A 24,205-nucleotide genomic window follows, 5' to 3' on the forward strand; every position below is an offset into this window, starting at 1 on the left:
CTCTCCTCAGTTACGCTTGCACACAAGGCACAATACGCTCTAGCGATTCTCGATTTACTAATTGTGTATCAAATTTAATATAGACAGCAGATTCTTCTTCAACCCAGCTCACATCTGCTACGCCTTCCTGGGCATTTAGTTCCTTTAGCCAAGCAGCAGTATCCTTTGTATCCACCACATTAAGACGCATGCTAGTTACATACGGTGGTTCTTGCATTGTACATACCAGCAACAGCCAAATAACTGCCAGTACTGCACAGCCAATAAATACCAGCTCAGTTCCACCTATGGCTAAAAGCTTGCCACCTAAAATACCACCTAAGGCCGCACCTAAAAACTGGCTAGTTGAATAAATACCCATTGCAGTACCTTTATTACCTGCTGGTGCCTGCTTACTTATTAAAGAAGGTAATGAAGCTTCTAACAAATTAAATGCACAAAAAAACAGGATAAACCCTATAACCAACAATACTAGATTAATCCCCAGCCAAGCAAAGTAGAGTTCTATCAATAACAGCGCAGTGACTGCTCCAATCAATACTTTCTTCATTTGGCGCTTTTTTTCGCCAATAATAATGAAGGGAATCATACTAAAAAAGCCAAGCAAGACAGCCACAAGGTAAACCCACCAATGCTGCTCTTTAGCTAGCCCACCTTGTTCAACAAGCTGCAAAGGTAGTGCTATAAAGCTGGCCATTAATAAGCTATGCAAAATTAAAATACTAAAATCCAAACGCAATAAATGACGATCTTTCAAGGTTTCCATAAAGACTTGAAGGTTAACGCCAGCCTCGCGATTTCTTAGGCGTTGTTGCGGCTTAGGTACTACCAAGGCCGTTATAACAATGCCTACTAACGCCATTATGCCTGTGGCATAGAATAAACCTGACAATGCAAAATGCTTGGTTAGCAAAGGGCCTATCACCATAGCTATAGCAAAGGATAAGCCTATGCTCATGCCTATCATGGCCATCGCTTTGGTGCGGTGCTGTTCTCTTGTTAAGTCCGATAGTAACGCCATTACAGCGGCGGAAATTGCACCTGTACCTTGCAAAATGCGCCCCAAAATAACGCCCCAGATAGAATCAGAATAGCCTGCTACAAGACTACCTAAAGCAAACAACAGCAAACCTAGATAAATAATAGGCATACGCCCAAAGCGATCAGACAGCATACCAAAGGGAATCTGTAATAACGCCTGGGTTAAACCATAGGCTCCAATCGCAAAGCCTAATAGTGCTGGTGTCGCACCTTGCAACGATGTTCCATAGGTCATCATTACAGGCAACACCATAAACATACCTAGCATGCGAAAAGCAAAAACCAGTGATAAACCGCCTGCGGCACGCATCTCCTGTGGAGTGAGCGTATCATTGCTATACTTCTGCATGATTCCCCCTAAAAATAACTTTGCCGATTCTAACAGGGCAAACGTTTTGCCGCAGCATCACATTGCTTTATACTGGTTACTTTTACAGCACTTGTGCGAGATAGGATAGTGGAAAATATTTCAATTCGTGGTGCACGCACTCACAACTTAAAGAACATCGACTTAACGCTTCCTCGCAATAAGCTGATTGTGATCACTGGACTATCAGGTTCAGGAAAGTCCTCGCTGGCCTTTGATACCTTATATGCAGAAGGACAGCGACGCTATGTAGAGTCACTTTCAGCCTATGCCCGCCAATTTTTATCGATGATGGAAAAACCTGAGGTGGATAGCATTGAAGGCTTATCTCCTGCCATTTCTATTGAACAGAAATCAACCTCGCACAACCCTCGCTCAACCGTTGGCACCATTACTGAAATTTATGATTATTTACGCTTACTCTATGCTCGTGTAGGCATACCCCATTGTCCTGATCATGACTTACCATTAGAAGCACAAACCGTAAGCCAAATGGTTGACCAAGTATTAGCTATCGAGGAAGGCACTAAGCTTATGTTGTTAGCGCCTGTTGTTCGCGAGCGTAAGGGTGAACATCTGGTTCTGTTTGAGAACTTACGCGCTCAAGGCTTTGTTCGCGCACGCATTGATGGGCGTCTGTATGAGCTAGATGATATCCCCAGTTTAGATAAACAAAAAAAACACAGCATTGAAGTTGTAATTGACCGCTTTAAAGTGCGCAGCGATTTACAACAACGCCTTGCTGAGTCATTTGAAACAGCACTTAACTTGGCTGACGGTATTGCTCTGATCGCTCCAATGGAAGGGGAAAACTTAGATGAAATAATTTTCTCTGCCCGCTTTGCTTGCCCTCATTGCGGGCATTCCATTAGTGAACTTGAACCTAAGCTGTTTTCTTTTAATAACCCAGCAGGTGCTTGCCCTACCTGCGATGGTTTAGGCGTAAAACAGTTTTTTGATGCTAAGCGCTTAATCAATGCCGAACTTACTTTAGGTGAAGGGGCTATTCGCGGCTGGGATAGACGCAATGCTTACTATTTCCAAATGCTGAGCTCATTAGCTAAGCATTATCAATTTGATATCGATACCGTATTTAAGCAGCTTAGCAAAACGGATCAAACACGGATTCTGTATGGTTCAGGTAAAGAGGATATTCTGTTCCGCTACCTCAATGACCGTGGCGATATAGTACAACGCGCCCATCCATTTGAAGGCATCATCCCTAACTTAGAGCGGCGCTATCGTGAAACAGAATCCACCAGCGTGCGTGAGGAGCTAAGCAAATACCTGAGCACTCAATCCTGCCCTGACTGTGAAGGTAGCCGTTTACGCCGTGATGCACGCTATGTCTGGGTAGGTGAGAAAGTGCTGCCTACAGTGGTACGCATGCCCGTCGGTGAAGCCTGCCACTATTTTGCGCAACTTAACTTAGACGGTCGCCGCGGAGAAATTGCGGGAAAAATTCTTAAAGAAATTTGCGCCCGTCTGCAGTTCTTAGTCAATGTTGGTTTAGATTATCTAACACTGGATCGCAGTGCGGACACCTTATCGGGCGGTGAAGCTCAACGTATTCGCCTAGCCAGCCAAATTGGTGCTGGCTTAGTTGGCGTTATGTATATTTTAGATGAACCTTCCATTGGCTTACATCAACGCGACAATGAACGCTTACTCAGCACACTTACACATCTACGTAACCTAGGCAATACAGTCATTGTAGTGGAGCACGACGAAGATGCGATTCGCTTAGCTGACTATGTTGTCGATATTGGTCCAGGCGCTGGGGTACATGGCGGACAAATTGTAGCGCAAGGAACACCTGAGCAAATTATGCGCAACCCCGCCTCGTTAACAGGGCAATATTTAAGCCGAGAAAAGAAAATTACCTATCCACAGCAGCGTACCGCTTTTGATAAAAAACGCCTGCTCGAACTCAAAGGCGCAACAGGTAACAACTTAAAAAACGTCAACCTAACTATTCCTGTTGGTTTATTCACCTGCATTACAGGGGTTTCAGGTTCAGGAAAATCGACCTTAATTAACAATACATTACGCCCTATTACTGCCACAGAACTCAATGGCGCAACTACCTTAGAAGCTGCACCCTACACCAGCTTTCATGGTATGCAGCATTTAGACAAGGTTGTCGATATTGACCAAAGCCCTATTGGTCGCACGCCACGTTCTAACCCAGCGACCTATACAGGTATTTTCACCCCAGTTCGCGAGCTGTTTTCAGGCGTACCTGAATCGAGAGCGCGCGGTTACTCCCCTGGCCGTTTCTCGTTCAACGTCAAAGGTGGGCGCTGTGAAGCTTGCCAAGGCGATGGCGTAATTAAAGTAGAAATGCACTTTCTGCCTGATATTTATGTACCTTGTGATCTTTGTAAAGGCAAACGCTATAACCGAGAAACATTGGATATTCGCTATAAAGGTAAAAATATTCATGAAGTATTGGATATGACCATTGAAGACGCTCGCGCCTTTTTTGATGCGGTACCAGCGCTCTCTCGAAAACTACAAACACTGATAGATGTAGGGCTTTCCTATATTCGCTTAGGACAAAGTGCTACTACTTTATCTGGTGGCGAAGCCCAACGCGTGAAGTTAGCCCGCGAGCTGTCTAAGCGCGATACAGGAAAAACTCTTTATATTCTAGATGAGCCAACAACAGGGCTACATTTTGCAGATATTCAACAGTTGCTTGATGTACTCCATCAACTGCGTGATCGTGGCAATACCGTTGTTGTTATTGAGCATAATCTTGATGTGATAAAAACGGCTGATTGGATTGTCGATCTCGGCCCTGAAGGTGGCTCAGGTGGTGGAGAAATCATTGCCACGGGCACACCAGAACAAATTGCACAACATAAAAATTCACACACTGGTCGCTTCCTAAAGCCATTACTTGCACAAGAATGATACACTTTAAGGGTTTTAACTCGTGGTTAAGACCCTTTTTATAACGAGTACTAATTATGGTTCGCAAAAAAAACACGGCTAACTTTGAACAGTCATTAACACAGCTTCAGGCTTTAGTAGAGCAACTAGAACAAGGCGATCTATCACTTGAACAAGCCTTGGCTCACTTTGAACAAGGCGTCACCTTAACCCGTGAATGCCAGCAAGCCTTAAGCCAAGCTGAGCAAAAGGTCACACAACTGTTAGAACGTAATGAGCAATTAGTAGAACAGCCTTTTTCTGCGGAGCAAAGTGAGTGATTCAAGCGTATCAAAAATGCTGCCAAGAAAGAGTAGATAGCGTTTTAACCCGCGTCTTACAAGCCAAACAACCAAAGCTAGCGCGCTTATATGAAGCTATGTACTATAGCGTGATGAATGGTGGAAAACGGGTACGTCCCTTGCTAGCTTATGCAGCTTGTGAAGCTGTTGGTGGTGCCATGGCACAAGCTGATGCCGCCGCCAGCGCTATAGAACTAATCCATGCCTACTCATTAGTGCATGACGATCTTCCGGCTATGGACGACGACGACCTACGCCGCGGGAAACCTACAACCCATATTGCCTATGATGAAGCCTGCGCTATTTTAGCAGGTGATGGTTTACAAAGCTTGGCATTTGAAGTGCTAAGCAGTGCTGAATTTAACCCTTGCCAAGCCCAAACACGCCTTAATATGGTACTACAGCTCGCTCAGGCAGCAGGTCCTAACGGCATGGTTGGTGGGCAAGCGATTGACCTTGGCTCTGTAGGTAAGCATTTAACACCGTCTGATTTAGAGCATATGCATCGCCATAAAACCGGCGCGCTCATCTGTGCCGCTACTTACCTAGGTGCACTAGCCAGTGAAAAGGCCAGTCGACAGCAGCTAGAATCGCTACATGCCTATTCGCAGCATATTGGCCTAGCCTTTCAAGTACAGGATGATATTCTTGATGTCATTACAGACACCTCAACACTAGGCAAGCGCCAAGGTAGCGATATCGAGCATAACAAGCCAACTTACCCTGCGCTTATGGGGCTAGACAACGCTAAAGAGTATGCCCAAGAACTCAAACAGCAGGCTATTTCTGCCATTACAAGAGATGACTTAAACGCTGCGCATCTTATTGATTTAGCAGAATATATAGTTAATCGAAACCATTAAAAATTTCTGTTATTTTGAGCCGCCCCCAAAAAGCATGCACCACTTTTTGGGGTAGTTCAATTTTGGCAGTTATGTTTATCATCACTTTTTAGCAGACGAAAAAAAACGCCTAATAAAATATTAGGCGTTTTTAAATATGGTGGGTCGTGTAGGGGTCGAACCTACGACCAATTGGTTAAAAGCCAACTGCTCTACCACTGAGCTAACGACCCAAAAATGGTCGGGGTAGGGGGACTCGAACTCCCGACATCCTGCTCCCAAAGCAGGCGCGCTACCAACTGCGCTATACCCCGAGTGGCTCCGCAACCTGGACTCGAACCAGGGACCAACAGATTAACAGTCTGCTGCTCTACCGACTGAGCTATTGCGGAACAGCTCCTAACTTTAAGCTGCTTAGTGCTGCTCTCGGCTAGTGGCGGTGCATTCTACTAGAAATCCCTTGAGTGTCAACTACTTATTTAAATTATTTTGATTTTTTTTAACTCACTAGGAAAAACACTAGCGTTTACGCTGCTTTGACACAATAAGCTACATAGCAATAACAATTTACTTAACAAAGCCATTACACTATACCCGTAACAAAGCTGCAGGTATTTCTATGCGTCGCACTAAAACCAATGCTGAACAAACCCGTGCTGACATCATTTTAGCAGCCGAACAACTCTTTTTAAAAAATGGTGTAGCTCATACATCATTAGAGCAGGTAGCACGCGAAGCGGGGGTAACTCGTGGCGCTGTCTATTGGCATTTCAATAATAAAGCACATTTATTCAACGAGATTCTAAACCAAATTCGCTTACCTTCTGAACAGCTAGCGGAGCAAATTGGTCTGTGTTCCAATGAAAGCTCGGCCTATGTCTTGCGCAACCAAATTATTGAGGCGCTGCAAGGCCTAGCCTTAAATGAACGTAAACGCCGCATTTTTACTATTTTATTGCGCCGTTGTGAGTTTACGGATGATATACGCGAAGCCGAGGTGCGCCATGAGATATTTATCAATACCTTTATTGATCTTTGTACTCAGCTCTTTGCCAAGTTAGAAGACCAACAACTGCTACGCGAAGGTATTAATGCACGCCGGGCAGCACTTTCTGTGCACTCTATGGTGGTTGGTTTATTACATGATTGGCTTCGCGACCCTAAACTATTCAATCTAGAAGAAGACATAGCACACATGCTAAACGCCCTATTCCGTGGGCTTATTAAAAACTGGGATTAGGTCAATTATCAGCAATCAGCCATTTTAGATTATAGCTACCTTTTGTTTGCGCTAATTTCTCTGCCAGCCACGGTAATAACTGCTTTAGCTCCTGTTCCAACCCCCAAGGTGCATTACAAATAGCCAAACCTGAACCAGTCAAACGGCTCGCATCATCTGGCTGATGTACAAATAACTCTGCTAACAATAATTTAGGTACGCCCGATTTTTCTAAAGCTTTATAAAAATGCTTTAATTGTTTTTGGTCTTTCACTGGATACCAAATAATTACAACCGCTTGACGCATTCGTTGCACAGCCTCCTGCAAGGCTTGTACACAACGCTTAAGCTCATCCTCTTTTTCAAAAGGGGGATCAATCAGCATTAATAAACGCTTTTGTTGCGTTGGTAATAACGCTTTCGGCGTGTGCCATCCATCACCTTGATGAACTGTTACCCGCCGATCTAGACGCATATTGCCTTTTAACTTAACACTATCTTCTGGATGCATTTCATTTAACTGCAAACGATCCTGAGCACGCGATAGGCTTCTAGCAACTTCAGGTGAACCAGGATAAAAACGCAATTCAGTCTCTGGCTGCATCTGTTTGATTAACTGCAAATATCCTTGCATAGAAGCAGGTGTATCATCACTTTGCCAAATACGCTGAATACCTTGCAAATACTCACCTGTGCGACCAGCTTCTGAGCCATGGAGGTCATACAAGCCAATACCTGAGTGGCTATCTAAATATGCAATAGGCGCCTCTTTATGTGCCATCAATTCAAAACAGTACACTAAAACACTATGTTTAAAGACATCGGCATGATTGCCGGCATGAAACGCATGACGATAATTCACTTAATCTAACTCTTGCTGAATAGTACTGAATGAGCGCGCCCAAGGTTTTGGTGTTTGCATTTTGCTCGGTAACGATGCAATGGCTGCTTGCGCTTGGGCATAGGAATCAAAAGTTCCGTAGGTCACAACAAACCAAGGCTGCCCTTGATGTTGTTTTCTAAAATAATGGCCATTAACCCCTAATTCTTGCACCAGTTCTTTTGCAGCTTGCTCTGAACGTGAACCAAATACTTGTAAGGTGTAATGCGATGTCTTCTGCTGTTTATACCAAGCATTAAGACTTGGCGTTGCATTAGTTGTAGCAGGAACAGTTGGCTGTGGCTGTGGCTGTGGCTGTGGCTGTGGCTGTGGCTGTGAAGGATGTTCGATAACCGTGTATTGTGCAAGCTCTTCTTCTGGTGTAACCGCTTGTGCTATAGGGTCACGCACAAGTGGCTGATCTGGAGCTACTTCTACCGCTGGAGTTTTAGGTATCTCCTCTACAGTTTCAGATGGCGTTACAGGCTGATTCAAAGGTAGTAACTGCACCTTTTGAGGTTGATTGCTTTTAGCAAAATCAACCAAATACCAAGCAACTCCAGCCAAAACAACACAGGCCAATAAGACTAATAGCCAACGTATTGAAGTGTTTTTCTTGGCCGCAATAGGTTCATCTTGCGAGTCTTCCATTACTTCAATCAGTGTTTGGCGCGCTAGCTGATTAATAGCTGCTGGCCAACCATGCGATTGCTCAGCAATCTGTGCAACTTCTTCAGCTGTAAAAAGGTCTTTTTCCGTAGTAACACCAGATAGTCTTAAGGCTAGATATTCCCCAACCTCAGCTTGATTCCAAGGTTGCAAAGCTTCTATATGATAAAGATCTTGATTGTCAGCTACCTCTTGTAATTTCGGCTCAATACTTCCTTGAGCAAACAGAAATACATGCGCAGCACCATCTTCTCGTCCTTGCGCAAGACGCAATAAAAATAATAGCCCTGAATCATCAAGGCGATCAGCATCATCCACCATGATATAGATAGGTTTGCCATCTGCTGCAAGACTTGCAATACGTTCCAATAAAGCTGTTAAATCATCCTCGTCCACCATTAAGGCCTGCGCAACAACGGCCTGAATAGCAGCAGCATCTGCTTTCAGTTCTGCCTGAATATGGATGGTCTGGATAGGCGCCTTGCTACTTACCTGCATGGCTTTGCGTACAATGCTTTTACCACTACCTCGTGGGCCAGTAACAACAAGCAATAAGTTTGAATAACGTGCTAGATGATGAAGCTTTGCTAATAGAGGCTTTCGTTGAGCAGAAAAGAATTTAAAGTTTGGAACAGTCGCTGCAAAAGGATCATGCGCAAACCCGTAATACGCCAAGTAATCTTCATCTCGTAGGGTGTTCATTCTATTTCTCTTAGATTGTTTCAATAAGTGCCAGGTAATCCGTTGCCAACACCTGCTCAAGCACTGTTAACGGATAGCCTGCGGTAACACATGCTTTACCCAAATCTTCAAGTAATACTAAACGTAATTGCCCGTCTAGTACTTTTTTATCCACTGACATATGCTTTAAAAAATCTGCTGGACACATTCCTTGCGGTGGAATTACTGGCAATTTAGCTGCTTGCAAAAGACGAATACCTCTGTTTCGTTGCTCTTGAGTTAGCCAGCCTAGTAAATAAGACATCTGTAACGCCATCACTGTGCCAGCTGCAACAGCTTCACCATGTAACCAATTACCATAGCCTTGCTCGGCTTCGATGGCATGACCAAAAGTATGACCAAGATTTAATGTAGCACGCAACCCTGTCTCACGTTCATCTGCTGCAACAACAGCGGCCTTAGCCGCACATGAGCGCTCAATAGCATACACAAGTGCCTCTGTATTAAGCGCAAGCAAGTCTTCTATATGCTGCTCTAACCACTCTAAAAAACTATAGTCACAAATAAGTCCATACTTAATAACTTCAGCCAAACCCGCTGAGATTTCCCGTTGTGGCAATGTATTTAATGTAGTGCTATCTATTACTACTGCTTGCGGCTGGTAGAAAGCACCTATCATATTTTTACCTAAAGGGTGGTTGATTCCTGTCTTGCCACCTACCGAAGAATCTACCTGAGAGAGCAATGTGGTAGGCACTTGAATAAAGTTAATACCGCGTTGATAAGAGGCTGCTGCAAAACCAGCCATATCACCTATCACACCACCACCTAGGGCAATAATTGTCGTGCGCCTATCATTTTTCTCTGTCAATAAGGCATCAAAAATTAATTGCAAGGTTTCCCAATTTTTAAAACTTTCACCATCAGGCAAAATAATCTCTGTTACTTTGTAGTCTACTAATGTCGACTTAACTGTCTGCAAATAAAGAGGCGCTACTGTTGTGTTAGTCACAATAGCCACCTGCTTACCAGCAATATGCTGCTTAAAACAGGATGTATTACTTAATACATTTTGTCCTATATAAATCGGGTATGCCCGATCCGCTAAATCCACATTCAGTGTCCGCATTACTTCCTCACAGCCAATAAAAAAGCAGGTTGTATAATGCTATACAACCTGCTCAATAATTTCATCGTAAATTGTAGGCTAGCCAATATTTTGCGCTAGTTTACTTAAAAGTTCTTGCACCACAATCTTAGGGGATTGAGTGTCAGTCTCTACAATAATATCCGCAATTTCTCGATAAAACGGCTCGCGTAAGTCGAGTAAACGCTGCAGTATTTCTCGAGGGTTTGGCTGTTGCAACAAAGGTCTGTTCTTATCTCGACTCGTGCGTTCAAGCTGCTGATCCACAGAAGTGTGCAAATAAATCACAATACCTTTACGTAATGCTTGGCGATTTTCCAAGCGCATCACCGCCCCACCACCTGTTGCTAAAACAACACCCTGCTCAGAACAAAGCTCCTCTATCATTGATTGCTCACGATCACGAAACCCTTGCTCACCTTCTAAATCAAAAATTAAAGGAATGATAGCGCCTGTACGCTGTTCAATTTCTTTATCTGAGTCCTTAAAAGGTAATTTAAGCTCTTTTGCAAGTAAACGTCCGATGGTGCTTTTTCCAGCTCCCATCGGACCAATAAGAATGATGTTTTGCAACTGTGCACCTATTACTGAATACTAACTGCCTTTGTATCCATAATACGTGGTGTAATGAAAATTAGAAGCTCTGTTTTTTCATCTTTGATATTAGTGTATTTAAATAGACGACCAAGACCAGGAATATCACCTAATAAAGGTACTTTCTCAGTTTTGCGTTGTTGTTCATTTTTAAATACACCACCAATCACAACAGTTTCGCCATCAGCTACTAAAACTTTTGACGTCACTTCATTTTTCTTGATGCCAGGTACACCGTCATCTCCTGCACCTGCAGTATCAACATCATCATTATTGACTTTAACTTCCATCAAAATGCGATTGTCTGGCGTAATTTGTGGCGTTACTTCTAGAGAAAGTGCAGCCTCTTTAAACGATGTGCTGGTCGCACCACTAGAGGACGCCTCTTGATAAGGCACTTCTTTACCACGAGTAATTTTGGCTGTTTCTTTATCAGAAGTAACTACTTTAGGTTGCGAGACAATTTCACCATGCCCTGCTGCTTCCATAGCTGACAGCTCTAAATCAAGCACAGTATTTTTGGTGATAAAACCAATACCAAAGCCATTTTTAGCAGCACCCCCCATATCCACGAAAGTACCGCCCACATCCGCTGGATTACTTGGTTTAGTACCGTCACCTGTACGGTTACCGCCTTTACCACTAAAGTTATACTTACTATCTCCGACCATGGCGCCTTTCCACTGCACACCAATTTCACGGTTGAAGTTAACACTGGCCTCTACAATACGCGCTTCAATCATTACTTGACGTACTGGGATATCAAGTTGAGCGACAATACGACGTAACTCGTCTAGTTGTTCTTGAGTTTGGTAAGCAATAATGCTGTTTGTACGGTCATCCACTGTGATTGAACCGCGCTCTTCTTTTGCTTTATCGCCTTTTACAGAGCGGAATAAACCAGCAATATCACTTGCCTTAGCGTAATTCACTTGGATCAGCTCACGGCGTAAAGGCGCCAACTCTGCTACTTGCTTACGAGACTCTAACTCTTGACGCTCACGAGCAGCAATTTCATCAGCAGGTGCAACTAAAAGTACATTACCTACTTTACGTGAATCTAAACCTTTGGTTTTCAATACCAGCTCTAAAGCCTGATCCCAAGGTACGTTTTGTAGGCGTAATGTAATGTTGCCTTGGACAGTGTCACTAGCAACCAAGTTTAAGTCTGTAAAGTCAGCAATTAACTGCAGTACTGAACGCACATCAATATCTTGGAAGTTAAGCGAGAGTTTTTCACCTGTATAGGCAAAGCGTTCGGCTGTTTGTTTTTCTTTCTGCTCTTGCGTAAGCTCTTTAACACTAATAACTAGCTGATTGCCACTTTGGTAAGCCAAGTAGTCATAAAAACCTGTTGGCTCAATGGTAATAGAAGCTCCCGCTCCTTTTTGTGCAGCAAGAATGTAATTTACAGGTGTTGCAAAATCTTTTACATCCAAACGTACGCGTAAAGCATCCGGCAACTCTGCTTTTTTAAAGTTAACCTCAATTTTACCGCCACGATCTTGAATGTCTGGCGTAATATCACTACCTGTTAGGTCAATAATAATGTTGCCTTCACCTTTTTCTCCACGTTGGAAATCAAGGTTACTAATACCAGCAGTTTGTACTGCGGCTGGTTTTGTCATAGGTAGTGTTGTAGAAGGCGCTTGAGATGAGCCTTTAACGCCCTCGCCCATGGTGACAAACAAATTATTACCTTCTGCACGAGTGTTATACCCTGTGGCAGAGGTTAAATTAATAACTAAACGGGTACGATCTTGCGATTCAATAATATTTAAATTGCGCGCATTTCCTATACCTATCTCTCGATTTCGAGAGCCCAGCTTATTTTTTACACCCGGCAGATCCAACGCAATACGTGCAGGCTGATCTATTGTATATCCCTTAGGTACAGCAACGGGTTCATCAAAGGTTAATTTAATTTCTACTTTATCACCTGGTAACGCCGCAATATCTACAGCGTTAAGGTTAGCTGCAATTACCATTGGGGAAACGCAGAGAGCGAGAAAAGACAAACTGAGTTTTGGCAGTGTATTCATTATGTTCCGTTCCATTTTCGTCCGGCTAAAATATAAAGGTTATGAGCGTTCTTGTAATACCAAAGTACGTGGACGCTCTAAATAACCTCCTTCCCCGTTTGGTACAATTTCAACAACAGCTATTTCTGATGGTTTAATGGAGATTATTTTTCCATGGTTACGACCTAAATAATCTCCGACTTTAACTCTATGAATACCACCATCAGCACGCACTAGCGCATAATAGTTGCTATCTTTAGTTAAAGTACCCACCATAGTGAAGGTTTCAATATTAAAACCTTCTAAGAACTGCTTAATGCGCGTTTCATCAGGCTTAACATTTTGTGCCACAGCTGCACTACGTAAGGTTTCCAATTTTACTGGCGGCTGAAACGGATTACGTTTTGCTGCTACTGTGTAGGTAAATGGTTCATACACTATTTCTTTAGGAAGAGGTTCAATAGGCGTTTTTGAACGGCCTTTAACTTCCGCAGTATAAGCTTCTAAATCCGAATATCCACCACTACAACCTATAAGGGCAGCAGCAAGACTAGTGACTAGTAATAAGCGTTGCATACGCATTATCGTCTTCCTCCTTGCTCATTATAGCGGTAGGTCTTCAATACAACATCCATAGCAAGTTTAGCTCCTGAAGCACCTTTGCTTGTAGTCGGCTTAATTGTAAAATCATGCACTGTTACAATACGTGGCAGACTGCTCAATACACTAATAAATGTAGCCAACTCGTGATAGCCACCCTCTACTCGTACCTGAATAGGTAGCTCTATATAGAACTGCGAAGTAACTTCGGGTAATAATCTAATTTGGTCAAACTCTAAGCCGCTTTTCAGACCTGCACTAGTGATATCTTCCAGTAAGCCAGGTACTTCTGTATCTGCTGGCAACTGTTTCAAAAGTGCCTCAAATGAGGTCTGCATCAACACCATTTGCTCTGTGTATTCTTTCAGATTGGAGGCTTGACGCGCTTTAGTCTCAAACTCTTGCTTAAGTGTTTCTTCTTTTTGCTCTTCTTGCGCCAAAGTATCAGTGATATCACTGATGTAAAACCAATAACCAGCACCTAAGGTTAAAATAAATACCAGAATGCAAGCAATAATGCGTACGGGTAAAGGCCATGAGCCAACATTGTTAATATCTAGCTCGTTAAAGTTAACCTGCTTTAAACTATCAAGCCAATTGCTACTCATTTTTTAGCTCCTGCCTCAGCTTCAGGCTTAGTCTGTTTAACACTCAGTTGGAATGTATTAGCCTGATCTACTTCACCAGCGGTTGTTGCCTTTACCTCTGTTAAGTTTGGGGAGGTCAGCCAATCAGATTCACTTAAATCCCGCATAAGATTAGAAACCTGATTGTTCGATTCCGACGCACCTTGTAAGGCAATATAGTCACCTTTCATTTCCAGTGACGTAAAGTACACACCTTCTGGCAAGCGAGTTACAAACTGTTCAAGAATACGCGCTGGTATGGCCCTATTACCTTGCAAGTCTTGAATAATTTTCATACGTGCAATAAGTTCTTGGCGCTGCTGTTTTAAGGTTTTGATTTGATCAATAGTTTTATCTAAGTCTGATATCTGACCTTGCAAATAATTATTACGCTCGCGTTGATTATCAACCCACCCATCAAGAATACTACCAGCCACAAAAATCAGCCCTGCACCCACGGCGAGCACTATAATAATAGCGATAAGAAAGTGCTGCTTGCGTTCTTCCCTTAGCTCGTCGCGCCAAGGTAATAAGTTAATATTCGCCATTAGTCAAAACTCCTCATGGCTAGGCCACAGGCTACCATTAGCGAGCTAGCATCCTTTGCTAATGCACTAGTATTTACTTTATTGCTTTTTGCCATTGCTACAAATGGATTAGCTACGCTAGTTGAAGTACCCAATTTTTTCTGAATCATCTTAGATAGACCATCAATGACAGCCGACCCACCTACTAATAAGATATGATCAACTTGCGTGTACTGACCTACCGCATAAAAAAACTGTAACGAACGAGAAATCTGTTGTACTACTGACTCAGTGAAAGGTTCTAGCACTTGAGTATAGTAGTCTTCTGGCAACCCGCCTTGTTTTTTAGCTTGATCTGCTTCCTCGGCTGTTAAACCATAACGGCGCTGGATTTCGTCTGTTAACTGCTTACCGCCAAACAGTTGTTCGCGCGTGTAAATGGATCTTTGACCATGCATCACATTTAGCGTCATCATAGATGCACCAATATCGACCATAGCCACAACCATGTTGTCTGGATTATTACCGCTGGCTAGCTGCGCTGCCTGTACGCCATATGAGCGCTCAAGAGCATGCACTTCAATCTCAACAACTTTGGCTTTAATACCTGCTAAAGACAAAGCGGCTTCGCGCACTTCAATATTTTCTTTTCGACAAGCAGCCAGTAGAACATCATTACGACCTGGAGCCCTAGTACTAGGACCTGTAATTTCAAAGTCGATAGCCACTTCGTCAATTGGGAAGGGAATATATTGATCCGCTTCCAATTTAACCTGTGTTTCCAACTCTTCGTCTGACAGGCCTGAGTCCATCTCTATCATTTTAGTGATTACGGCTGAGCCAGATACAGCTACAGCTGCTTGTTTCAGGCTAGTTCTAGCCTTAGACAATGCACGTGAGATAGCTTCGCCAACCAATTCAATTTCAACAATATTTTTTTCTGAAATAGCATTAGCAGGTAAAGGTTCAATAGCATATGTTTCTAATTTATAGCGCCCAGCAGAACCGCTAAGTTCTACTAGCTTGACTGAGGTACTGCTGATATCAATCCCCAGTAGCGCATTCGATTTTTTTCCGAAGAGCCCTAGCACAGTCTACTTCCTATAGGTCAATTACTTTAAAGTAAAATGCATTATTCATTATTTTTGTGACTAGAGAGCAATGTCTCTAGAAAAAAAAAAATCTATAATGCACACTTTACTCCCATATCAAGCACTACCTAACTCACTTACTTACTTGGAAGCTCGATAGCCTTGAAGCATATTTTTAAGTTCCTATTTTGGTCTCTGATTGCAACAGTCAGCTCAATTGCACTAGGTGTTAGTGGTGCTTACCTGTACCTGAGCCCAAAACTCCCCTCTGTTGAATCGATACTCAAAGTAGAACTGCAAATCCCATTAAGAGTCTACAGCAATGATGGCAAACTAATCGCCGAATTTGGAGAAATGCGCCGCTCTCCAATACAAACTACTGACATACCTCAAAACTTTAAGCTCGCCCTACTTGCTGCAGAGGATGACAACTTTGAAAAGCATTATGGCGTAGATATTAAAAGTTTAATGAGAGCTGCCTCAGAAATTATAAAAACAGGATCCATTAAAACAGGCGGCAGCACCATTACAATGCAAGTAGCCAAGAACTACTTTCTAACTAATGAAAAGAGTTTTATTCGCAAGGCCAAACAGATTTTATTAGCTATTCAATTAGAAAAAATGCTAACTAAAGATCAGATCTTAACCCTATATGTAAATAAAATTTACCTTGGTAACCGTGCTTATGGTATCGAAGCAGCTGCGCAAGTTTATTATGGAAAATCTATTAATGATTTAAATATTGCACAATTAGCAATGATCGCCGGCTTACCCAAAGCACCCTCTGCTTACAATCCAATAATAAACCCAGCACGTAGCTTAGAACGACGCAATTGGATTTTGAACCGCATGCTATTTCTTGGCTATATTGATAAGGCAACACATGATATTGAAATTGCCCGCCCTGAAATTGCCAAGTTACATATAACTCAACCGGACTTAAATGCACCTTATGTAGCAGAAATGGCGCGTGCTGAAATGGTCGCACAGTATGGCGGCGAGGCCTATACTGATGGCTATACTGTCATTACTACAGTAGATTCCGCAAAACAAAGCTTTGCCAACCAAGCGGTATTCCAAGGACTGATTGATTATGATCAACGCCACGGTTTTCGCGGCCCTGAAGCGCGTTTAGGCAACATTGAGCAAGGCTCCGCCCTAAAAGAGCTCGCCAAGTTTATCAATCTTGGCGGTTTAGAGCCGGTACTTGTTACTGAGATCACGACTACAGGTATCACGGTTGTATTGCGTAATGGCAGCCAGCGTCAAGTTGACTGGGCAAGCATGAAATGGGCGCGTCGATACCAAAACGCAAACAGTATGGGACCAGCACCAAAACAACCAGCTGACATTGTACAAGTGGGCGACATTGTTCGCGTCCAGCTAAATGACGATCAAAAAACTGCGCTGTTCTCCCAGATTCCACACGCAGAAGCAGCACTAATATCACTGCACCCGCACGATGGTGCTATTGATTCATTATCTGGAGGCTTCTCATTTGAGCAAAGCCACTATAATCGCGCCTTACAAGCCAAACGCCAACCAGGCTCAAGCTTCAAACCCTTTGTTTATAGTGCAGCTATTGATGCAGGCATGACCGCCGCAACCATTGTTGATGACGCGCCAATTGAAATCTATGAACCTGGTATGCCAAAAGCATGGAAGCCACGTAACTCAACCAACACTTTCCTTGGGCCTATCCGCGTGCGCGAAGGGCTATATCGTTCTAGAAATATTGTCACCATTAAACTGCTAGAGGCCGTTGGTGTAAATAAAGCCATTGACTATATCGCCCGCTTTGGTTTTGATCCTGAAGCGCTACCTCGAAACCTAACGCTAGCACTTGGCACGGCAGACGTCACTCCGATGGAAGTGGCTACAGGATGGGCTGTGTTTGCCAATGGCGGCTATAAAATTGAGCCTTATATTATAGATCGCATCTATGATCGCACAGGCAAACTCATTTATCTGGCCAATCCTGCACGCACTCCGCAAGGCATTAGTAACCACCAAAAACAGCTAGAGGGAAAAGTAACTCAAGTTATACCCCATAGCGAGATCAGCAATGAAACCCCATTAGCACTAGAGCTTCCAAAGCAAATAGAGCCTTATAAAGAAGCCGAACTTATTATTGATGAGCGTACTGCTTATATCATGAATAGCATGCTACAAGATGTGGTTCGACGTGGCACTGCAGGCAGAGCCTTAGCGCTTAAGCGCACAGACTTAGCCGGCAAAACTGGTACCACCAATGACGCCAAAGATACGTGGTTTAGTGGTTATAACCCAGACATCATCACAACCGTTTGGACAGGCTTTGATCAGCCACAGACACTAGGCCGCCGCGAGTGGGGAAGCAACTTTGCCTTAGCTATATGGATTGATTACATGGGTAAAGCACTAAAAGATGTGCCTAATAAGGCCTATAAAGAGCCTGCTGGGATGAAGACGCTACGTATTGACCCAACCTCTGGACTACTCGCCCGCCCTGGCACACCGGGTGCTTATTATGAGTTGTTTAAAAATGAAGACCCAGCACCGCCAATGCAAGGTGAATACGATGATCTACCATCCTTCAACTCTAATCATTCACCTTACGGTGCTCCAGCTCATAATGCACCAATAGACATGTTCTAATTAATTGCCAAAAACTAAAAAGCCCAGTTCACAAAACTGGGCTTTTTATTACCTCCAAACAACTATATTAGTTGCCAAACACATCATCAACAGACTTTAGCGGATAATGCGCTGGGTAGCCTAACTTAGCTACACCTGATTCAATAGCTGCTTTCGCTACTGCATCAGAAATATAGGTAATTAAACGAGAATCTAAAGGTTTTGGAATAATATACTCACGGCCAAATTCTAAGCTTTCTAAGTTATAAGCAGCCAACACTTCTTTAGGTACTGGCTCTTTAGCCAATGATCTTAGCGCTTCAACAGCTGCAATTTTCATTTCCTCGTTAATGCGCGTTGCACGCACATCTAGTGCCCCACGGAAAATAAAAGGAAAGCCCAAAACATTGTTTACTTGGTTTGGATAGTCTGAACGGCCTGTTGCCATAATCACATCAGAACGTGTGGCATGAGCGAGTTCTGGTTTGATTTCAGGATCAGGGTTAGCACAGGCAAATACAATTGGATTTGGCGCCATGCGCTTTAGGTTATCTGCTGACAATAAGTCAGGGCCAGACACGCCCACAAAAACATCAGCCCCATCACAAGCATCCGCTAAAGTACGCTTATCTGTTTCATGCGCAAATACCGCTTTATATTGGTTTAAATCATCGCGACCAGCATGAATTACACCTTTACGATCAACCATATAAATATTTTCTACATTGGCGCCCATACTCACTAACAGCTTCATACAAGCCGTTGCTGCAGCACCTGCACCCAAGCAAACAATTTTCGCGTTTTCTAGGTTTTTTCCTGCAATTTCAAGAGCATTTAGCAAGCCTGCGGCTGTTACAATTGCAGTTCCATGTTGATCATCATGGAATACTGGAATATCGCATTGCTCAATCAGTAGACGCTCAATTTCAAAACACTCAGGTGCTTTAATATCTTCTAAATTAATACCACCAAAGGTAATAGATATGCGCTTAACTGTATCAATAAAGGCTTGTGGACTTTCTGCGTCCACTTCAATATCAAATACATCAACTCCTGCAAAACGCTTAAATAAGACACCCTTGCCTTCCATGACGGGCTTTGACGCCAAAGGTCCTAAATCGCCAAGACCTAAAATGGCAGTACCGTCAGAAACTACCGCAACAAGATTACCTTTACCTGTGTATTTGAACGCTAGGTCTGCATCACGGGCAATTTCACGCACTGGCTCAGCCACCCCTGGGCTATAAGCTAGGGCAAGATCACGCGCAGTGGCAGTTGGTTTTGTTAGCTCAACGCTTAGCTTACCTGGACGAGGCTCAGCATGGTATTGAAGAGCGGCTGTTTTTAGATCTGACATATTAGTATTCCGCTTAAACTGGATATTATTTTTACCTGTCTGAGCATACGCAAGAAGATGCTGAACGACAAGATGCCAATCAAACAAAAGTAGAATACGCACAAAACAGTAAGTTTTTTTATAAATAGCGCAATAAACAGTGCATTTCTCTAAATACAGTTTTTTTATTTTATTTTTTACCTAAGCACTACTAAAAGATACAAAAAAGGCGCTTCTCAAAGCGCCTTTTTTATGCTCCTAGATAACACCTAGGAGATTTGGTATTGGTTGCTTATTTAGAACCGAAAACACCAAAACGTTGCTTAAAGCGATCAATACGACCACCAACGTCTAATACTTTTTGTTTGCCTGTATAGAAAGGATGGCATTCAGAGCACACGTCGATGTTGATGTCTTTACCAATAGTAGAGCTAGTTTCAATTACGTTGCCGCAGCTGCAAGTAGCCTTAATAGCTACGTAATTTGGGTGAATTTCTGGTTTCATAGGTCAATCCTCGGTAGTGTCGTGCCGCCACCTAACCTTATTGCTAAGTACCGCACGAAGAAGCCGAGCATAATAACAGAGGGAAATAATCTTGAAAACAGAATTTATATCGTCTGTAGAAATCAAACAATGTCTACAATTTGCAATAATTTTGTAATCTTTTAGTAATATGATGCTTAGTTATTGAGGATTTATTGGTTAGTATCATGATTGCAACAGACCCCACCAGTACAACTACCTCGCAGCTACCACAAGCAGCCGCGGATACGCCCACGGAGAGCGGCATGAATAATGAAGTAAGAACACGCCCTGTAGCCAATAAAGCAACTGACTCCTCTGCTGCTAACTTGGACGATCCTTCATTTTACACGCACCGTGAACTTTCACAGCTACAGTTTAATATTCGCGTATTAGAGCAAGCACTGGATGACTCCACCCCTCTACTTGAACGTTTAAAATTCTTACTTATTTTCAGCAGTAATTTAGATGAGTTTTTTGAAATTAGAGTGGCTGGCTTAAAAGAGCAAATTGCCTTTGCACGGGAAAAACGTGATGCAGATGGTTTATCGCCAACAGAAGCTTTAGCCCAAATTAGCTTAATTGCTCATGAACAGATCGCCCGCCAATATCAAATCCTAAACGAGGTTTTATTACCTTCTTTGGAAAAAGAAAAAATTCGCTTTATTCGTAGACGCCACTGGACTGCAAAAATAAAAACTTGGGTAAGACGCTACTTTAAGGAAGAAATAGAGCCTATTCTTAGCCCAATTGGCCTAGATCCAACACACCCCTTCCCATTACTTGTTAATAAAAGCTTAAATTTTATTGTAGAGCTTGATGGCACAGATGCCTTTGGACGTGATTCAGGATTAGCTATTATTCCGGCACCGCGCAGCCTGCCGCGAATTATTAAAATACCGGATGAAATCGTAGAAGACGGTGTCAACTACGTATTTTTATCCTCCATGATACATGCTCACGCCAATGATTTATTTCATGGTATGCAAGTTAAAGGCTGCTATCAATTTCGCCTAACACGCAATGCTGACTTATCGCTTGACCCTGAGGAAGTGGATGATCTAGCTCGTGCCTTACGTGGTGAACTGGTCCAACGCCGTTTTGGTGACGCGGTACGTTTAGAAGTCGTTAATAGCTGCCCTACACATCTGGTTGACTACCTTGTACGCCAATTTAACTTAACGCAACAAGAGCTTTATCTGGTTGACGGCCCTGTTAACCTAACTCGTTTATTCAGCGTTACAGGACTTAAAAGCCACCCGCACTTACAATTTCCACCTTTTACACCGGGCTTGCCTAAACCGTTATTAAGCAAAATTACTAATATCTTCCAGCTTATTAGCCGACAGGATTTATTACTTTATCACCCGTTTGAGTCCTTTACTCCTGTTGTCGACATGCTGCGGCAAGCAGCCAAAGATCCAAACGTATTAGCTATAAAACAAACGCTGTACCGTACAGGTGCTAATTCAGAAATCGTAGATGCATTGGTAGAGGCAGCACGTAATGGCAAGGAAGTTACTGCCGTTATTGAAATTCGTGCACGTTTTGATGAGGAATCAAACCTCGCTCTGGCTGCTCGCTTGCAAGCAGCAGGCGCGGTGGTTATTTATGGCGTAATTGGTTTTAAAACCCATGCAAAAATGATGCTTATCTTGCGCCGAGAAGGCTCTGAATTAGTTCGATATGCGCACTTAGGCACAGGTAACTATCACGCCGGAAACGCACGCCTTTATACCGACTACAGCTTGCTAACTTCTGACGATGCCCTGTGTGAAGATGTTGCTAAGCTCTTTGGTCAGTTAATTGGGATGGGAAAAATTTTACGCATGAAGAAGCTTTTGCATGCGCCCTTTACCTTACGTAAAACACTACTTGACTTAATTGCTCGCGAAACTAACAACGCACTACAAAATAAGCCTTCACGGATCATTATTAAAGTCAATTCATTGACAGATGCACGCATGATTAAGGCACTCTATAAAGCCAGCCAAGCAGGCGTGCCAATTGATTTAATTGTGCGCGGCATGTGCTGTTTAAGACCCGGAATTCCTGGTGTTTCAAGCACCATTACCGTTCGCTCTGTCATTGGCCGTTTTCTAGAACACAGTAGAGTCTATTACTTTCTTAATGCAGAAGCGGATGAGCAGATTTATTTATCTAGCGCTGACTGGATGGAACGCAACCTGGATCGTCGTGTTGAAACCTGCTTTCCCTTAGAAGGTAAACGTCTTATCAACCGTGTCAAAAAAGAGTTAGAAACCTATTTAGCAGATAATATTCGTGCTTGGGTGCAAAATAGTGATGGTTCTTATACCGCTATCAGCCCTACAGGTACTCAGCTAATACGCAATTCGCAGCAAAGTTTGCTGGAAAAATTAACCTCCGTAGCTAAATAGCAAAACAACCAACAAAAAGCCGAGCTATTTAGCTCGGCTTTTTGGTTTTACTATCTATTATTTAGGTAGCATTTGACCTGTTGCTTCTAGGTTTGCATACCACTGGAAAGCTTCTTGTAGCAAATGCGGTGTTTGGCCGCCTTTGGCACAAGCACGATCAAAGTAATCATTTAGCGCTGCACGATATTGCGGGTGAGCACAGTTATCAATAATAACGCGTGCACGCTCACGTGGAGCTAAACCACGCAAGTCAGCCAAGCCTTGCTCTGTCACAATCACATCAACATCATGTTCATTATGATCAACATGCGGCACCATAGGCACTACGCTAGAAATTGAACCACCTTTAGCCAGCGACTTAGTTACATACACAGAAATATGCGCATTACGTGTAAAGTCACCAGAGCCACCAATACCGTTCATCATCTTGGTGCCGCTAACATGCGTTGAGTTTACGTTGCCATAAATATCCACTTCAAGTGGTGTATTCACTGCAATAATGCCTAAACGGCGAACAATTTCTGGATGGTTCGAAATTTCTTGCGGACGCAGTACTAGCTTATCTTTGTACTTATCAAGATTAGCCATCACTTGTTTGTTCATTTCTTCCGATAATGTGAATGAACAACCTGAAGCGTGCTCTAATTTTCCTGCATCAAATAGCTGGAAAGTTGAATCTTGCAGCACTTCAGAGTACATGGTTAAACCTGTGAAATTTGACTTCATCAGGCCATGCATTACAGCGTTAGCAATGGTACCTACACCCGCTTGCAGTGGTAACAAGCTGTTTGTTAAACGACCTTGCTCTACTTCATTCTCTAAGAACTTAATCAAATGATCGGCAATAGCCTGAGTTTCTTCATCTGGTGGCAGCACATTAGAGTAAGAGTCTGGCATATCATGCACAACAATAGCCGCAATCTTTGCAGGATCTACAGGAATGTACGGCAGGCCAATGCGTTGCTCCACTGTTTTCAGTGGGATTGGGCTACGATTTGGGCGCATTTCTGGGTAGTAAACATCATGCAAACCTTCAAGCTCAGCTGGGTGGCTAAGATTTAGCTCAATGATTACTTTATCTGCATTTTCAACAAAGTTAGCTGAGTTGCCTACTGAAGTGGTTGGTACAATGCCGCCATTTTCAGTAATAGCACAAGCTTCAACAATAGCTACGTTTACTTTTGGAATTTGACCATTACGTAATGCTTCAGCTGTATCTGACAAATGCTGATCAATAAACATAACTTCGCCATTGTTCATGGCTTTACGTAATGCTGCATCTGACTGGAATGGCATACGGCGCGCCATTAAGCCAGACTCTGTCATAATCTTATCCAGATCGTTACCCAAGCTTGCGCCTGTCAAAATGGTAACTTTAAGTTTTTCTTTTTTTGCACGTTCAGAAAGTGCAATAGGTACAACCTTGGCTTCACCAGCACGGGTAAAACCACTTAAACCTAGAACCATTCCATCGGAAACGTGTTTTGCAGCTTCTTCAGCTGAAACAATTTTGCTCTGCAGAGCAGGCATGCGAATACGATCACTGTGCATCGGGATACCTCTGACACCCGTGGTAAGGGGAAGTATATTCTTCCCTCTTAATGGATTTTATGGACATCCTTAAGTAAAAGCTGTGCCTTTACTTAAGCATATTCAAGGCAAGACAACTCAGTGTTAGCCCCATAATGTTTATGTAAGCACATAGCGAACTAACAAGTCAGTTATACAATGGTCACCCTTGCCTGAAATAAAAAAACCCAACTCCGCAGCGAAGTTGGGTTCTGTTC

At 43.0% G+C, this 24,205-nt stretch carries 19 protein-coding genes and 3 tRNA genes; 6 read left to right on the top strand and 16 right to left on the bottom strand.

Features of this window, described 5'->3' with window-relative positions; all coding sequences use genetic code 11:
• Nucleotides 1–10: 10 nt before the first annotated feature.
• A complete protein-coding gene (locus tag VQ643_RS02155; RefSeq protein WP_414197622.1) occupies nucleotides 11–1,390 on the bottom strand; it encodes an MFS transporter in 1,380 nt (459 codons plus the stop codon).
• A 108-nt stretch (nucleotides 1,391–1,498) separates the two neighbouring features.
• On the opposite strand from VQ643_RS02155, the gene uvrA reads away from it, so the two are divergent.
• Genes uvrA through ispA form a run of 3 tightly spaced genes read left to right on the top strand, consistent with a single transcriptional unit; the run spans nucleotide 1,499 to nucleotide 5,510 of the window.
• A complete protein-coding gene (uvrA, locus tag VQ643_RS02160) occupies nucleotides 1,499–4,327 on the top strand; it encodes an excinuclease ABC subunit UvrA (RefSeq protein WP_414197623.1) in 2,829 nt (942 codons plus the stop codon).
• Nucleotides 4,328–4,383: 56 nt separating this feature from the next.
• Nucleotides 4,384–4,626: an exodeoxyribonuclease VII small subunit gene (locus VQ643_RS02165; protein ID WP_414197624.1), complete on the top strand. Its 243-nt coding sequence runs from the start codon at nucleotides 4,384–4,386 to the stop codon at nucleotides 4,624–4,626.
• Entirely contained in the window at nucleotides 4,623–5,510 is an 888-nt protein-coding gene (gene ispA, locus VQ643_RS02170; protein ID WP_414197625.1) for a (2E,6E)-farnesyl diphosphate synthase, read from the top strand. The genes VQ643_RS02165 and ispA overlap by 4 nt, the downstream gene beginning before the upstream one ends.
• Before the next feature lie 137 nt (nucleotides 5,511–5,647).
• On the opposite strand, the gene VQ643_RS02175 is transcribed toward ispA, so the two are convergent.
• From VQ643_RS02175 to VQ643_RS02185, 3 genes are all read right to left on the bottom strand, one after another.
• Nucleotides 5,648–5,722, bottom strand: a tRNA-Lys gene (locus tag VQ643_RS02175).
• 5 nt (nucleotides 5,723–5,727) lie between these two features.
• Nucleotides 5,728–5,803: transfer RNA gene (locus VQ643_RS02180), tRNA-Pro, on the bottom strand.
• 2 nt (nucleotides 5,804–5,805) lie between these two features.
• Nucleotides 5,806–5,881, bottom strand: a tRNA-Asn gene (locus VQ643_RS02185).
• Nucleotides 5,882–6,108: 227 nt separating this feature from the next.
• Between VQ643_RS02185 and VQ643_RS02190 the strand changes: the two genes are divergently transcribed.
• Nucleotides 6,109–6,729: a TetR family transcriptional regulator gene (locus VQ643_RS02190; RefSeq protein WP_414197626.1), complete on the top strand. Its 621-nt coding sequence runs from the start codon at nucleotides 6,109–6,111 to the stop codon at nucleotides 6,727–6,729.
• A 1-nt stretch (nucleotide 6,730) separates the two neighbouring features.
• On the opposite strand, the gene VQ643_RS02195 is transcribed toward VQ643_RS02190, so the two are convergent.
• The 9 genes from VQ643_RS02195 to VQ643_RS02235 form a co-directional block, all read right to left on the bottom strand.
• The gene (locus tag VQ643_RS02195; protein ID WP_414197627.1) at nucleotides 6,731–7,570 is read right to left on the bottom strand and encodes a 23S rRNA (adenine(2030)-N(6))-methyltransferase RlmJ; all 840 of its coding nucleotides are present in this window, start codon (nucleotides 7,568–7,570) and stop codon (nucleotides 6,731–6,733) included.
• Nucleotides 7,571–8,959: an SPOR domain-containing protein gene (locus VQ643_RS02200; protein WP_414197628.1), complete on the bottom strand. Its 1,389-nt coding sequence runs from the start codon at nucleotides 8,957–8,959 to the stop codon at nucleotides 7,571–7,573.
• 10 nt (nucleotides 8,960–8,969) lie between these two features.
• A complete protein-coding gene (gene aroB, locus VQ643_RS02205; RefSeq protein ID WP_414197629.1) occupies nucleotides 8,970–10,067 on the bottom strand; it encodes a 3-dehydroquinate synthase in 1,098 nt (365 codons plus the stop codon).
• Between the two features lie 78 nt (nucleotides 10,068–10,145).
• The gene (gene aroK, locus VQ643_RS02210; RefSeq protein WP_414197630.1) at nucleotides 10,146–10,658 is read right to left on the bottom strand and encodes a shikimate kinase AroK; all 513 of its coding nucleotides are present in this window, start codon (nucleotides 10,656–10,658) and stop codon (nucleotides 10,146–10,148) included.
• An 11-nt stretch (nucleotides 10,659–10,669) separates the two neighbouring features.
• On the bottom strand, nucleotides 10,670–12,721 hold the full coding sequence (gene pilQ, locus VQ643_RS02215; protein ID WP_414197631.1) for a type IV pilus secretin PilQ: 2,052 nt from the start codon (nucleotides 12,719–12,721) through the stop codon (nucleotides 10,670–10,672).
• Nucleotides 12,722–12,760: 39 nt separating this feature from the next.
• The gene (locus VQ643_RS02220; protein WP_414197632.1) at nucleotides 12,761–13,282 is read right to left on the bottom strand and encodes a pilus assembly protein PilP; all 522 of its coding nucleotides are present in this window, start codon (nucleotides 13,280–13,282) and stop codon (nucleotides 12,761–12,763) included.
• Nucleotides 13,282–13,908 carry a type 4a pilus biogenesis protein PilO gene (locus VQ643_RS02225; protein ID WP_414197633.1) on the bottom strand — a complete coding sequence of 209 codons (627 nt, stop codon included), beginning with the start codon at nucleotides 13,906–13,908 and terminating at the stop codon, nucleotides 13,282–13,284. The genes VQ643_RS02220 and VQ643_RS02225 overlap by 1 nt, the downstream gene beginning before the upstream one ends.
• Nucleotides 13,905–14,474 (bottom strand): PilN domain-containing protein, encoded by a 570-nt coding sequence (locus tag VQ643_RS02230; protein ID WP_414197634.1) that lies wholly within the window; start codon nucleotides 14,472–14,474, stop codon nucleotides 13,905–13,907. Before VQ643_RS02230 ends, VQ643_RS02225 begins: the two co-directional genes overlap by 4 nt.
• A complete protein-coding gene (locus VQ643_RS02235; protein ID WP_414197635.1) occupies nucleotides 14,474–15,544 on the bottom strand; it encodes a pilus assembly protein PilM in 1,071 nt (356 codons plus the stop codon). Before VQ643_RS02235 ends, VQ643_RS02230 begins: the two co-directional genes overlap by 1 nt.
• Before the next feature lie 162 nt (nucleotides 15,545–15,706).
• On the opposite strand from VQ643_RS02235, the gene VQ643_RS02240 reads away from it, so the two are divergent.
• Nucleotides 15,707–18,181: a penicillin-binding protein 1A gene (locus VQ643_RS02240; protein ID WP_414197636.1), complete on the top strand. Its 2,475-nt coding sequence runs from the start codon at nucleotides 15,707–15,709 to the stop codon at nucleotides 18,179–18,181.
• Nucleotides 18,182–18,248: 67 nt separating this feature from the next.
• Here VQ643_RS02240 and VQ643_RS02245 read toward each other — a convergent pair whose 3' ends face one another.
• Nucleotides 18,249–19,517, bottom strand: coding sequence for a malic enzyme-like NAD(P)-binding protein (locus tag VQ643_RS02245; RefSeq protein ID WP_414197637.1), 1,269 nt, complete (start codon nucleotides 19,515–19,517; stop codon nucleotides 18,249–18,251).
• 271 nt (nucleotides 19,518–19,788) lie between these two features.
• A complete protein-coding gene (gene rpmE, locus VQ643_RS02250) occupies nucleotides 19,789–20,001 on the bottom strand; it encodes a 50S ribosomal protein L31 (protein WP_414197638.1) in 213 nt (70 codons plus the stop codon).
• A 206-nt stretch (nucleotides 20,002–20,207) separates the two neighbouring features.
• Here rpmE and ppk1 point away from each other — a divergent pair, with 206 nt between their 5' ends.
• Nucleotides 20,208–22,418, top strand: a complete 2,211-nt coding sequence (gene ppk1, locus VQ643_RS02255; protein WP_414197639.1) for a polyphosphate kinase 1 — start codon at nucleotides 20,208–20,210, stop codon at nucleotides 22,416–22,418.
• A 57-nt stretch (nucleotides 22,419–22,475) separates the two neighbouring features.
• On the opposite strand, the gene VQ643_RS02260 is transcribed toward ppk1, so the two are convergent.
• Nucleotides 22,476–23,969, bottom strand: a complete 1,494-nt coding sequence (locus tag VQ643_RS02260; protein ID WP_414197640.1) for an acetyl-CoA hydrolase/transferase family protein — start codon at nucleotides 23,967–23,969, stop codon at nucleotides 22,476–22,478.
• Between the last annotated feature and the right edge of the window lie 236 nt (nucleotides 23,970–24,205).

The sequence above is a fragment of the Pseudomonas sp. F1_0610 genome (assembly GCF_047470865.1).
Classification (GTDB): Bacteria; Pseudomonadota; Gammaproteobacteria; order Pseudomonadales; family Pseudomonadaceae; genus JAZDRH01.